General features: G+C 66.9%; 13 protein-coding genes. 9 read left to right on the forward strand and 4 right to left on the reverse strand.

Annotated elements, in window-relative coordinates:
• The first annotated feature begins 11 nt into the window (after positions 1–11).
• Entirely contained in the window at positions 12–1,079 is a 1,068-nt protein-coding gene (locus tag PAA8504_RS19870) for an ABC transporter ATP-binding protein (protein ID WP_108895887.1), read from the forward strand.
• Positions 1,080–1,158: 79 nt separating this feature from the next.
• Here PAA8504_RS19870 and PAA8504_RS19875 read toward each other — a convergent pair whose 3' ends face one another.
• From PAA8504_RS19875 to PAA8504_RS19890, 4 genes are all read right to left on the reverse strand, one after another.
• Positions 1,159–2,238, reverse strand: a complete 1,080-nt coding sequence (locus PAA8504_RS19875) for a helix-turn-helix transcriptional regulator (RefSeq protein WP_108895888.1) — start codon at positions 2,236–2,238, stop codon at positions 1,159–1,161.
• 100 nt (positions 2,239–2,338) lie between these two features.
• Positions 2,339–3,367: a hypothetical protein gene (locus PAA8504_RS19880; RefSeq protein ID WP_108895889.1), complete on the reverse strand. Its 1,029-nt coding sequence runs from the start codon at positions 3,365–3,367 to the stop codon at positions 2,339–2,341.
• A 128-nt stretch (positions 3,368–3,495) separates the two neighbouring features.
• Entirely contained in the window at positions 3,496–3,957 is a 462-nt protein-coding gene (locus PAA8504_RS19885) for a hypothetical protein (RefSeq protein WP_108895890.1), read from the reverse strand.
• Positions 3,954–4,430 (reverse strand): hypothetical protein, encoded by a 477-nt coding sequence (locus PAA8504_RS19890; RefSeq protein WP_146190540.1) that lies wholly within the window; start codon positions 4,428–4,430, stop codon positions 3,954–3,956. The genes PAA8504_RS19885 and PAA8504_RS19890 overlap by 4 nt, the downstream gene beginning before the upstream one ends.
• Before the next feature lie 107 nt (positions 4,431–4,537).
• Between PAA8504_RS19890 and PAA8504_RS19895 the strand changes: the two genes are divergently transcribed.
• The 8 genes from PAA8504_RS19895 to PAA8504_RS19930 all read left to right on the forward strand — a co-directional run bounded on the left by PAA8504_RS19895 (position 4,538) and on the right by PAA8504_RS19930 (position 12,001).
• Positions 4,538–5,134, forward strand: a complete 597-nt coding sequence (locus PAA8504_RS19895) for a GNAT family N-acetyltransferase (RefSeq protein ID WP_181375890.1) — start codon at positions 4,538–4,540, stop codon at positions 5,132–5,134.
• A gap of 142 nt (positions 5,135–5,276) precedes the next feature.
• Positions 5,277–7,577, forward strand: coding sequence for a CHAT domain-containing protein (locus PAA8504_RS19900; protein ID WP_181375891.1), 2,301 nt, complete (start codon positions 5,277–5,279; stop codon positions 7,575–7,577).
• Complete coding sequence (locus PAA8504_RS19905; RefSeq protein WP_146190541.1) at positions 7,574–8,425, forward strand: hypothetical protein; 852 nt, start codon at positions 7,574–7,576, stop codon at positions 8,423–8,425. Before PAA8504_RS19900 ends, PAA8504_RS19905 begins: the two co-directional genes overlap by 4 nt.
• 133 nt (positions 8,426–8,558) lie before the next feature.
• Positions 8,559–9,431, forward strand: coding sequence for a hypothetical protein (locus PAA8504_RS19910; protein ID WP_108895895.1), 873 nt, complete (start codon positions 8,559–8,561; stop codon positions 9,429–9,431).
• 244 nt (positions 9,432–9,675) lie between these two features.
• On the forward strand, positions 9,676–10,317 hold the full coding sequence (locus PAA8504_RS19915) for a hypothetical protein (RefSeq protein WP_108895896.1): 642 nt from the start codon (positions 9,676–9,678) through the stop codon (positions 10,315–10,317).
• 42 nt (positions 10,318–10,359) lie between these two features.
• Positions 10,360–10,974 carry a hypothetical protein gene (locus PAA8504_RS19920; RefSeq protein WP_108895897.1) on the forward strand — a complete coding sequence of 205 codons (615 nt, stop codon included), beginning with the start codon at positions 10,360–10,362 and terminating at the stop codon, positions 10,972–10,974.
• A gap of 5 nt (positions 10,975–10,979) precedes the next feature.
• A complete protein-coding gene (locus tag PAA8504_RS19925; RefSeq protein WP_146190542.1) occupies positions 10,980–11,360 on the forward strand; it encodes a hypothetical protein in 381 nt (126 codons plus the stop codon).
• The gene (locus PAA8504_RS19930) at positions 11,357–12,001 is read left to right on the forward strand and encodes a MotA/TolQ/ExbB proton channel family protein (RefSeq protein WP_108895899.1); all 645 of its coding nucleotides are present in this window, start codon (positions 11,357–11,359) and stop codon (positions 11,999–12,001) included. The genes PAA8504_RS19925 and PAA8504_RS19930 overlap by 4 nt, the downstream gene beginning before the upstream one ends.

The following is a 12,001-nucleotide window of genomic DNA, read 5'->3' on the forward strand; positions in this document are numbered from 1 at the left end:
GGGAAACCCGCATGGCCAGCATCGAACTCCGCGACGTGCGCAAGTCCTTCGGCTCGGTCGAGGTCATCAAGGGCATCGACCTGACCGTCGAACACGGCGAATTCTGCGTCTTCGTCGGCCCCTCGGGCTGCGGCAAGTCCACACTGCTGCGCATGATCTCGGGGTTGGAGCAGATCACCGCGGGCGACGTGGTCATCGAGGGCGAGGTCGTGAACCGCATCCCCGCCGCCGATCGCGGGCTTGCGATGGTGTTCCAGTCCTACGCGCTCTACCCGCACATGACCGTGCGCCAGAACCTGTCCTTCGGGCTTGAAAACGCCCGCGTCGCCCGCGCCGACATCCGTCAGAAGACCGAAGAAGTCGCCAAGATGCTCCAGATCGACCCGCTTCTGGACCGCCGCCCCAAGGATCTGTCAGGCGGCCAGCGCCAGCGCGTCGCCATCGGCCGCGCCGTGGTGCGCGAACCCAAGGTCTTCCTCTTCGACGAGCCACTGTCCAACCTCGATGCCGAGCTCCGCGTAGGCATGCGCAACGAGATCGCGGGCCTGCACCGCCGCCTCGGCAACACGATGATCTACGTCACCCATGACCAGGTCGAGGCGATGACCATGGCCGACAAGATCGCCGTCCTGCGCGCCGGGCGGCTCGAACAGTTCGGCCGCCCGCTCGACCTCTTCAACCGGCCCGAAAACCTCTTCGTCGCGGGCTTCATCGGCTCGCCCCGCATGAACTTCCTTGCCGGGCGCATCGACGACGGCGCGTTCCTGCTTGAAAAGGGCGAACGCATCGCCCTGCCTGGCCACGGCTTCACCCACCAGCCCGGCCAGTCCGTCACCCTGGGGATCCGCCCCACCGCGCTGCAACCCGCCCAGGACGGCCCACTCACGATCGAGGTCACCTCGGTCGAGCAACTGGGCACAGAATCCTACATCTACGGCACCACCACCGACGACACCCGCCTGACGGTCCACGAACCCGGCCAGACCCGCGTCGCCTTCGGCGAGCGTATCGCCCTGTCGCTCGACACCGAAGAGGTCCACCTCTTCGATACCGACAGCGGCCACACCCTGCGCGCTTGATTGATGCCCGGAATGACCTGCGACGACCCCGCCCTGAACTCCGAAGTCCACGACCTTCCGCAGCGTGATCGCCCTGAGATCAGCGCCGCAGCGTCTTCAGCTGATGCCTGACGCGAAGGTCGTTGACATCGGACACCCCAAGCTTCTCGCGGGCCGAGCGCCAAAGCTGCATGATCCGTGGATAGGACCGCCCCATCTCGAAGGCGGCCGCCTTATGGGTCAGGCCCTGGGCCAGATACCGGACAAGCTCACGCTCTCTCGGTGTCAGTTCCAGCACCTCCCAGATGGATTCGGCCGGCGCTGCCTCAAGCGTCATCAGCACCCGGCGCACGGACTCGCCGTCGCATAGCTCCGAGGCCGCAAACAGGCTGATCGATGCGACCGTGCTCGGCCTGCCAGCACAGCGCACACGCTTGACCGGAACGAAATCGAGCCCGGGGTCAAGACGGACCTCCATCCTTTCGGGAAGGTGAAGCGGCGCGTCCGTGGCAAGATCGATCCCCCAGGATGCGAACCGCGCACGTGCGGCGTCGTTGAAGGCGTCGACCCGGCCCGCGCACGTGGCGACCAGGGTCGGGCGCGAAATTGCACCCAAAAGCGCATCAAGGCCGTCCTGCGACAGGCCGCGGACCTGGAAGCGACGTCCGATCGCCCACGCCTTGCGAACCATCGGAAGCAGGGGAACAAGCCGGTCGACCGCGATGTCAGCCCGGTCGGGGTCCGCATCAAGAGGCAGGAAAAGGTTGAGTATCGTGCGATGACGGTCCGTTCGTCCAATCTCGCAGGCCACGGCGTCGCCGATGCGCAGCGGCTCCAGCCAAGCCCAGAGGCGCGTCGCACGCAACGCCTCGGGCGGCAGGTACGTGGACATGGCGTAAGGCTCCACCGGCGGGTGGCGCTGCTCGATCTCGGTCCATGGATCGTCGACCATGTAGTCGCTGAGGTACGCGTGGACCTCGGCCGGGTCGAAGCCATGGATCAGCGGACTGCCGTAGGTCTCTGCGACCTCGGTGGGGACGTATATGTCCGCGGTTTCCAGATCGCGCAGCGTGATGAGCGCCCGCACAGCGCCGACGGACGAGCAAAGGGCGGCAAGTGCCCCTTCCCACGAGGCCGGGCACTCGACGGTTTCCATAAGCGCATCGGCCAAGTCACGCATGAGATACTCATTGGCAAGTTTCCGCCGAAACCCTGATGCCGGACCATGCGCTGCGTCAACGCTTATGCCTGCCAGGATGGTGAAAATCGTGGTATCGATGTCACAGTACGGCCGCCCTGGCCACCGCGGCGGCGTCCAACCGGCCGCGGCACGAGCAGTCGGGCAGACTGGCCGTATCCAGGTGGCCCGTTTGCCGGAACCCGTCAAGGACATCGTGGACGGCGGAATCGCAGCGCCCGCAATTGGCCGGAATGGCGACAGGCGGGGGCACATCGTCGAAGCCGCCCAGCGAAACCGGCCATCCGTGCGCAACGGCCCGTTCCAGCAGCGCCACGATCGTCCACAACGACGGCGGCCGGAAAGCCCCCGATCGGTAGCTTTGCTCCAACGGGCCGCCCGGCGGAACGAAGGCACAGGACAGGGCGATCTCGTTCACGCCCATCCCGGCAAGCCTTCGCACGGATCGCTTCGCGTCCGACAGCGCCGCATGAGGCGACAGACCGGGCGCGCCGAGAAAGACATAGACGAAACTTTCCATGCCCCGTGCGTGCAGCCGCTTGATGGCGTCCTCGAAGCTGCGCCACCCGATGAACTTGCGAAGGTTCCCGTTGCGCACCTCGGCTTCCGTGCTTTCAAGACCGATCGCTACTTTCAGCCTGACATCCCCGAGGTGGCGCTCCGCCTCGTCCAGCGCGGCGGCGCGCACGAATTCCGGCCGGCTCTCGACCATCAGGCGCGACGCCGACGGATGGTCGCGCGCACTTTCGTAGAGATGGACCCGGGCAGATTCCGGAATTTCCCGATCGGTCAGCCAGGACCCGCCGTTGAAGGCCACGATCTCTTCGGCGCCGTCAGCCGCTGCAAGCCCGGTGTCGATCATCTCGCGATGGTCGTCCGGTGCGACGGGCCAGGCCTCCGTCCGGCCCTCGTGTTCGGGTCCCAGCACGGCCTCGCGGGACGCGGCGGGCAAGCGGCAGAAGGGACAGCATTGTCCCGCCGTGCGCAACCAGGGCACGCAGCCCTGCCCGGGGATAAGAAGGACGTGCCGGCGAACCGCCCGCTGAAGGGCCGGGTCATACCGCACCTGGGGGTAATGCCCCCATCCGATGCCACCACGCGTGATTTCCATGTTCGGTCTCCGTGCAATCCGGGGACCAGGATGAAGAACAAGACCGATGCGGCACTGCAGCGCCCATCCGGCCCGAAACCCGAAGCGCGCGGGGTCTTGCCTTTGAATATACGGGTAAAATCCGGGTCTCACCGGGATGCGACCAGCGTTTCCAGGTCACGCAACAAGGCCTCGTGACGAACCCGGACGATGAGCGTATCGCGCACTCGGGCAGGCACCCCGGCCCGGTGCAGGTGCGCAAGGTAAGCGGCCTCGTGGGTCAGGATTTCCCCGGCGAAAGCGCGGCCGTACTCGTACGAGACCACCGCCCGGTCCAGCATGGGCAAGGCCGCGGCAAGGACCGGGACCGCCGCATGGGTGCCGGGGCACAGCAACGTCTCGGCCGAAAGCGAGCCTGCCTCGACAAGCGCGGACAGGAAGGACGACCAGTCGGGCTCGGCGTTCGCGGTCGCCCCGGTCGCAAGGCGCGCAAAGCCCCGCCGCGCCGCGTTAAGAAGCAACGTGGTGGTCAGCGCCGGGTCGCCCGGGTGAACAGGCGTCAACCGCGGCTGCGCGGCGTGCTCGGCCACAAGGGGTGACAGCCGGGTCATTGCGAATCCTCCGGTGCAAGGACCTGTCCGGTCCGGGCCTGGGACGGGCGAAGCAGCGGCAATCGTTCCCCCGCCGAGCGGGCCGCGGCGATCTGCGCGCGCGCGATGGCGGCGAAATACGCATCGCGCCATGCCGCCGTTCCCGAACTGCGGCGCGCATCGTTGAAGAACACGTGATAGAAGAAATGCCACGTCTTGTGACGCCGGTCGTTCGGCAAGGGCCCACCCGCCGAGAACCAGCCTTCGACCGTCGTCCGCTCGGGCGGGTCGTAGTCGCGGCCGCGAAGCACGCCCGGTTCAAGGCAGCGGTCCAAGAACTCGGCCGTCGTCCATGACCGCGCATGATCGGGGGGCGGGCGGTTGATCTTGCCGACACCGAACTGGCGCATCAGGACGATCACCTCCTTGGGGGTCATCGTCGCGACCTCGGGCGGCACCGGGATCGGCACGGGGGAAATATTTTCCTGTTTCATATCAAGGGGTCTCCAAGTGGAAGACGGGGATTGGTGGGGGACGGGCCGGCAGCGCGCGGATGTCGGGCGGTGCATCGTGCGGGGGCGAGATCACGAAGGAGTACGGGATGAAGGTTCGCCCGCTTGAGCCCCAGGACGTTTGCCTGGCCGCCGAGGTAGAGCAGGTCGCCTGGGGCGATGCCGCAGCAAGCATGGAAACAATCGCCGGGCGCGCCCGCGTGTTCGCGCCCGGCAGCATCGTCGTCGAACAGGACGGCAGGGTCGTGGGCTACGCGGCTGCGCAGCTGACCGACCACCTCTCGACGCTCAGCTGGGCCGACCAGACCGACGAAGGCCGCATCGCGCGGACGCACATTCCGGACGGAAAACTCGCCTACGGCGTTTCGATGTCGGCGCGCCCGGGTGTGGGTGGGGCGGGCGTTGCCGCCGAGGTCGTCGGCTATTACGCCAAGCTGTTCCTGGGCGGCGGATGCCGTGCGCTGTGCGTGGGCAGTCGCCTGCCCGGATATCGCCGCTGGGCGCAGGATCGCACCGACGCCGCGCTCGGCACCTATCTGAGCCGCGGCGAAAGCGGAGAGCCCCGCGATCCCGAGATGCGGCTCTATGCCCGGCTGGGCTTCAGGCTGCTTTGGGAGATGCCGGGCTATTACCCCGATCCCGAAAGCGGCGGGCATGGCGCGATGATGGTGCGGACCGCAGCCTGAACTGCGGCCCCTCGCGGGTTTGCCGCAAAGATACATTGCTATAAACTCCCTCTCCGGTGGCTACGCTTCGTCGTAGCGAACCGGATGGGGGAAACGTGGTGTCGAAAGTTGCTGATCGTTGCGCAACAGCCGGGGCGCGCCCGTGAGCGTGTTGGCCGATCGACAGGCAGAGCAGCTGATCGAGGCCGGCGACACGGCGTGGAACCAGGCACGGCCCGACATCGCCAGCGACCGCTATGCCCAGGCCGAAGCGCATGCGCGTGCCTCCGGTGATCGTTTTGCACTGGCCCGCGCGCTGACATCGCGCGGCATCTTTCTTTACGAACTGGGCGACGAGGAACAGGCGCTCGCGCTCCACGAGGAGGCGCTGCGCGTCCGCCCGGAGGGCGATCGGGATTTCGTCCTGGTGATCCAGCGCCGGATGGCGACCTGCCTCATGGATCTCGGCCGCTTCGCCGAGGCGGACGCGGTGCTCGGGCCGGAACCGTCAGAGGACCGGCCGCCCGAGGTGATCTTTGGCTGGCGCCATTATCGCATGCAGCTGGCCGAACGAATGGGCGATCTCGACGCGACGCGCGGCCATGCCGCCGACATCCGCGACGATTGGACGTTGCACGGCCACAGGCCCGAGATTCGCCGGATGGCGAACGCGATGATCGTCGCGACGAAAGTTCGCGCCGTCCTTGGAACCGATGCCGAACGCGCGGCCCTGGGCGCCGAACTGGCCGATTTCGACGAGGCCGGGCTGTCGCTGAACCTGCGGTCCAACCTAGCCATGCTGCGCGCCGAGATGGCCTTCGACGCGGGGGACCCGGACGGCGCCCTCGCCGTCCTCGAGGACGCGACGGCGACATTCGCAACCACCTATGGAAACCTTCCCGCGCCAATTCTGAGCATGACGATCGACATGCTGCAGGCCGCTAGCCGTTCTGAGGAGATCTTCGACTGGCTCGACCGTCTCTGGCAAGGGGGGCTCTCGGACGGCAGCGCCAGACTGACCGATGCGCCCCCCGAAGCGGCGGAACTTGTCGCCCAGCTTGTCGACCTGCCTGACCTCGCCGCGCGCGCGCCATCCATCTGGCAAGACGTCCGCCTCCGGGCGATCGAGCTGTCGGAAGATTCGGCGACGGTCGGCGACGGGCTCTGGAAGCTGAACGAGGTGCTTGCCCGCCGGCTGGATGCCCCGCGCAGCCGATTGCTTATGGCCAAGCGGGCTTGCGCGGCGGTCGCCCTGCGGCGCGCGTCGGATCTGGTCTTCCCCGAGGCCCGCCGCCGATATGCGGACGCACGAATGCGACCTTTCGAGACGGCGCTCGGGCTTCTCTACGATATGGGGCGCCTTGCCGAAGCGCGCGCCGTGCACGACCTTTCGCTGGATCTGCGCCGTGCGGCCGGTCTGCCGTCGCGGCTTGCGAAGGGTCATCCCGAGCTCTTGTCTGGCGACGAACGGGCAGTCGCGGATCTGCCCATCGGCCCCGACAAGGTGAAAGGCCTGATCGACGGAACGATCTGGCCCGATCGGCCCGCCGAACAGGTTGCGCCCCGGCGGACGCATGCGCGTTCGCCGACGCTGCGCTATGTGCAGACCGAACGGGGCTGGATCTTGGACGCCACCGGCCCGTCCGGCGGGCGCCGCCATACCGTCGACGCATCGGTTGGAACACTGTCACGGGCCGTCCATGCGGTTCTGTCGGCGGGCGAGGCCGGGGGCCACGACCCCGAAGCGGCAAGTGTCTTGCGGCGGGCCCTGCTCGATCCCGTCTCGGATCTTCTGGCCGGGGATCGCCCGATCATGGTCAGTGCGGGGGGGGCGTTATCCGCCCTGCCCTTCTCGGCGCTGATACCCGATCGGGGGACGGATTGGCTTTACCTGCGGGGCCGGTCGGCTGCGCCGGAAGCCGTCCCGCGCTGCTGGCGGAAGGCCGCGCTGCTGCACGACGGGCAGGTCGATGCGCGCCGCGAGGAAGCGGCACTGCGCGACACGACGATGATGACGCACCATGTGCTGGATGCGGACGGGCTGGACGCGGCACTGTCGACCGGGGCAGAGGTGCTGCATGTGGCCGGTCATTTCGAGACACGGGGATGGGATCCGGCTTGGTCCGGCCTTCGGCGCGCGGACGGAGGGGTTCTGACGGTCCGGGCGATCGAAAGCGCGCTCAGGCGGCATCGTGCACCGCCGCTGGTCTGTCTGGGACTGTGCGAAACCGCCGGCATCCTTTCAGCCGCGCGGGGAGAGGTCGACCTGCCGGGCCTGTTCCTCAACGCTGGCAGTTCGGTGGTGATCGCGACCGCCTGGCGGATCGGCGATTCCGAGGCGGGCCGCTTGGCGCGGCGATTCTACACCGAACTGGCGCGCGACGGCGATCCGACCCGCGCCTTCTCGGCCAGCCGCCGGGACGCGGCCGCTTTCATGTTGTTCGTCGGGCGAGGTCCCGAATGACCGGGGAACAAATGACCGGGGATGGACCCCGCTATCCGGATCTGCGTGCCTCGATCAAGGTCGTGCTCGAGGCGGTCGGCTATCGCCTGCCGTTCAACACCGATGTAACTGTCGTGGCGAAGAAAGCTTTCCAGTGCGAGAAGACGGGTGTCTCACGTCGGCTCAGCGGCCAGATCCGGGTCAAGCCTGCGGATATATCCCGACTTGTGCTTGAGACGACGATCGCTCGGGACGGCATCGGGCCCGAGCACTTTCATGACGGACCCGAGGCCCTCAGACGTGTCCTGCGCGAACGCGGGGTCGGCATCTATGGCCAGTCGGCGGGCTCGCGCCTGTCCCGCGCGGTGCGCGACTTCACCGGCGATCGGGGTGAAGTCGAGGTGCGACCAGGACGGCCGCGGGCCGCCGGATTCGTCTGGGATCCCGAGGAAGCGGTGCAAGGCCTGGCTATCCTGCGCCCGGGCGATTCATTGCATTTCGCTTGCCGGGGGCCGGTCGACTGCCGACTGCTTCTGATCGACCACGCACCGGACGCCGGGGATCCGGCCCTTCTGGCACCCGCGGTCAAGGGCGACTGGCCGCGGGCGGATACCTCGGGCAGAACTCTCTTCCCGGGCCGCGACGAGGGCCCCCTCTACGCCCGGCCGGATCAAATACTCCGGCAGGTGGTGGCACTTTGGCTGCCGGAAACCCTGGCATCCGAAATCGACAAGGCTGTCCCAAGCTCGGAAGGGGCGTTCCGAGCAGTTCCCGACGCCCCGTACGCACGGATACTCGGCAGCCTTCGCGAAGGGTCAGGCAAAGATCGGGCGCGGGCCGTCGCTGACGTGCTATACCGCTCTGGTTGAATCGTTGGATAAAAGTTCAATCGGATAAGCGCGAAAACTATAGATCGGTATAGCTATCGATCAAGTTTCCCCCGTGCCTTACTGACCCGGCGCCCCGTCACGGGATGCTAAGAAGGAAATCCGAGGTAAGCGAATGCAAGGCATCGTTTGGGGCGACCTGTCGCCACCCAAGTTGTTGATCGCGCTCAGAACGTCGGCCCGAGGTCTGATGGTTCTTGCGATCTCGGCCATGCCCGCAGCAGCGCAGAGTGTGGACCACGACCGGATCGAGGCGTTGTTCGCCACCCTGGGGGACACGGCCGCGTCAGACCCGTCGTCGGAAGAGGGGACTGCCCTACCCAAGCCATTGACCGTGCCAGATCAGGGCGGGGTCGACATGCCCGATACTACCTCAGCCATGCCGCTGACCGTACTGGACGTGATCACCGGCGACCAGGGACGCGATAGGGGGGCCGAACTGTTCACCTACGATGTCCCCGCCGGTCGCAACTGCCCCAAGGATTCGCCGAGTTTCCGCGCCGCTGTCGACGAGATCGAGCAGAGCAAGGCCAAGATCGACGGCCAGGTCGAAGACCTGGAAGAGGATTTCGACTCTCTTTCCGAGGTCATGATGGAGGCACGCACCTCCGAGAACCTCGTCTGTCCCGACAAGCTCTCAGGCAACATCGCCGCGCTGGCCGAGGATATCGCGTCCTTCGACGCGGGCGAGCGTCTCGCCGAGGTGGAAAATCTGGCGGCCTGCGCGCAACAGACCGCGACCCGGATCGGAACGGCCATGAACGAGATCGCCGAGGACGCCCCGCGCGCCGACCTTATGCGCAGGTCGAACCTTTCGCGTCTGCTCGGCGAGGCAAGCCGTCAGGACGGACGCCTGACCACGGTGATGATCTCGATGGCGTCTCTGCGGAAGAAGCAGTTGCGGCTGTCCGAAGCAGTGCAGGACTTCGACAAAGAATGCAATTTCATGAAAGACACTTTCTACGACGACATGACGGACTATCAGTGATGCCGCGCCCGGAGATCCCGGTGACGGATTGCACCCCCTCGCGACATTCGCGACGCCCCAGACGCGTGATCCATAGGTCGCAGGAAGGCCGACTTCGCCTTTCCCAGGCGGTGCAAGGCTTCCCGAAGGGATGCGGGGTCCCGGGCGACGACGTCTCCGGACGTGCCATGCCGGGCAACGAAGGATGCCCGTGCCCGGACATCCCAAAACAGTTCACGCAACCTTTCGACATCCGGAGCACTTCATGCGCCTGACCCATGCCATCCCCGTCATCGCAATCCTCATGCTGTCCGCAGGTGGCGCCATCGGGCAGCAGTCCATGATCAACACCAGCCAGTTGGAGGAGCTTCGCGGCGAGTTGTCCATGACCGCCAACAGCGTGCGCGACAACCTTTCTTCCACGACCCAATCGATCCAGGCCCTCTTCGATGCGGGCGTCCCCGCCGAGCAGCAGGCCGTCCTGCAGATCCTCGACGCGATGGAGGTCGAGTCGCGGGCGATCCTGGACCAGGTGAAGCTGAACTCGGCCTTCATGGACGAACTCGACCGGGCCCGGGCCGAGGTTCTTGTCATTCTTCGCAAGCAGGAGCGGGAGCCGTCGAGCCCTGCGCGCGACAATCGCGTCGCGCGGCTCGAATCCGCCCTGGCCCAGGTCGAGGACGAATACGAAACGCTGCAGGGCCTGGAATCCCGGATCACCTTTTCGCTCTCGCAGCACGCGCAATTGCGGCGGGAAATCCAGCTCGAGTCCGGTGTCATCGCCGTGGAGAACTTCGTCGGCGAGCTTGGTGAATTGACTTCGAACCTCGAACGCATGGTCGCGGTGCTCGACGAAGTCGGCGCCTCGGTTCTGCAAACCGAAGAGACGGCCGTCAGCCAGGAATGACGCGTCCCCGGAACACTCTCTCAAAACAATAGAGGACATCCCATGAAAACCTTCATCTCCGCCATTGCCGTCGCGACGGTCCTGGCCCTTCCGGCCGCCGCCCAGCAGGACGAACCCGATGTCGCTTCGCTCGTCGACGACGTGACCACGATCGCCCAGGGCCTCGAAGGCCGGATCGAGACGCTGAGCGCGCAGATGGCCGAGGCTTCCGACCTCGAGGCGGGCACCAAAGCCCTGGACGAAATGCTGGCCGCCGCGCGCGAGGTCTATGACAGCCTCAACCGCGACAGCGAGCTCTGGGACGAGATGAACGGCATGCTCGACACCTGGTCCGAGCGCCGCGACGATCTACTGGAGCGCGCCGCCGATATCCCACAGCTCAAGGAAGTCGCCGACGGGTGGCAGGGCCGGATCGACCGCGGCATCACGCTGCGCCAGCAGATCACCGAGCAGGCCGCCGAATCCCAGGCGCTGATCGCCCAGATCGAGGACCAGCGCGAGGTCATCGTCGCCTATTACGAGGCAGCCCTGGCCGATCAGGCGCTGGCGACCATGGAAGCGATGTCGGCCGAACTGGGTACGATGAACGAGAAGATGTCCGGCATCCTGACGCAGGCCAACCTCGTCGCCGAGACGCCGTCGGTCTCGCAGGAATGAGGACCGTGCGCCGTCATATCGCGGCGGCGCTGCTGGCCGCGCTCCCCGCGGGGGGCGCGGTCGCCGAGGACACGCCCGGCCCCGAGCAGATCGCCGCAACCGTCACGCAGATCGAAACCGTGATCGTCGAGGTCGACGCGATGGTGGCCGATCAGGACGCGCGGCTCGACGATCTCTATGCGCGACGCGAGGCGGCCGAGCCGGGCCCCCGCCAAGCGGCTCTCGACCAGCTCATCGATACCCTCACCCTGCAACTCGACGAGGCAGAGGCCCTGCGCGCAACCCTCGAAGGCCAGGCCGACGCGCTGCGCCAGACACTCGCCACGGTCGAACCGGACCCGGTCGGGGCAGACCTTTCGCAGACCGATGGAGACAGCGACGAATGACGACCCTCCCCGACGCCCGCCTGCTCAACCCCCTCGTCGTCTCCGGGCTGCTGGCCGCCGCGCTGTGTGCTGCCGCAGGTCTTGCCGTTCCACCGCCAGAGGACGGGGCGACCGCGACACTGCTGGAACGCCTCGTGCACAATCCCTTCGTCCTCGTGATCGGGTTCGTCGGTCTCTGGGCGCTTGTATACGGCACGATCCAGCTCTGGGCGACGGGCACGACGCAGGCGGGCGGACTCGCCGGGTGGCTGTCGGGGCAAGGCGGCGGGCGCGAAGTGCCGATGCCCGCCGACCCGACCCTGGCCGCCGGCCTCTTCGCCGAGCGGTGGGACCACCTGGTCGCGCGCAGGATGGCACCCATGTCCTATGCCGTCTGGGTTCTGCCGCTGCTGGGGTTCATCGGCACAGTGATCGGCATTTCGGACGCGATCGGCGGGCTGGGGACGGTCTTCGCCGACGGGGACCGCCAGGAAGCGCTTGAATCCGTTCTGGGCGCCTTGCGCTTCGCGTTCGACACGACGTTTGCCGGCTTGGTCCTGGTGATCCCGGTGATGGCGTTGTCCACGTGGATCGATCTGGTCGGCGACCGCGCCCGCGACCGGGCGATCGGCGCGCGCTTCGGCGCCCCAAGCGCGGCCTGA

It is taken from the genome of Palleronia abyssalis (assembly GCF_900302445.1).
Taxonomy (GTDB): Bacteria; Pseudomonadota; Alphaproteobacteria; order Rhodobacterales; family Rhodobacteraceae; genus Palleronia; species Palleronia abyssalis.

Bases quoted from the DNA above. Each gene is read 5' to 3' on its own strand.
- PAA8504_RS19870 (WP_108895887.1), top strand. From the start codon at position 12: ATGGCCAGCATCGAACTCCGCGACGTGCGCAAGTCCTTCGGCTCGGTC.
- PAA8504_RS19890 (WP_146190540.1), bottom strand. From the start codon at position 4,430: ATGAAACAGGAAAATATTTCCCCCGTGCCGATCCCGGTGCCGCCCGAG.
- PAA8504_RS19930 (WP_108895899.1), top strand. From the start codon at position 11,357: ATGACGACCCTCCCCGACGCCCGCCTGCTCAACCCCCTCGTCGTCTCC.
- PAA8504_RS19875 (WP_108895888.1), bottom strand. From the start codon at position 2,238: ATGCGTGACTTGGCCGATGCGCTTATGGAAACCGTCGAGTGCCCGGCC.
- PAA8504_RS19895 (WP_181375890.1), top strand. From the start codon at position 4,538: ATGAAGGTTCGCCCGCTTGAGCCCCAGGACGTTTGCCTGGCCGCCGAG.
- PAA8504_RS19910 (WP_108895895.1), top strand. From the start codon at position 8,559: ATGCAAGGCATCGTTTGGGGCGACCTGTCGCCACCCAAGTTGTTGATC.
- PAA8504_RS19880 (WP_108895889.1), bottom strand. From the start codon at position 3,367: ATGGAAATCACGCGTGGTGGCATCGGATGGGGGCATTACCCCCAGGTG.
- PAA8504_RS19905 (WP_146190541.1), top strand. From the start codon at position 7,574: ATGACCGGGGAACAAATGACCGGGGATGGACCCCGCTATCCGGATCTG.
- PAA8504_RS19920 (WP_108895897.1), top strand. From the start codon at position 10,360: ATGAAAACCTTCATCTCCGCCATTGCCGTCGCGACGGTCCTGGCCCTT.
- PAA8504_RS19915 (WP_108895896.1), top strand. From the start codon at position 9,676: ATGCGCCTGACCCATGCCATCCCCGTCATCGCAATCCTCATGCTGTCC.
- PAA8504_RS19885 (WP_108895890.1), bottom strand. From the start codon at position 3,957: ATGACCCGGCTGTCACCCCTTGTGGCCGAGCACGCCGCGCAGCCGCGG.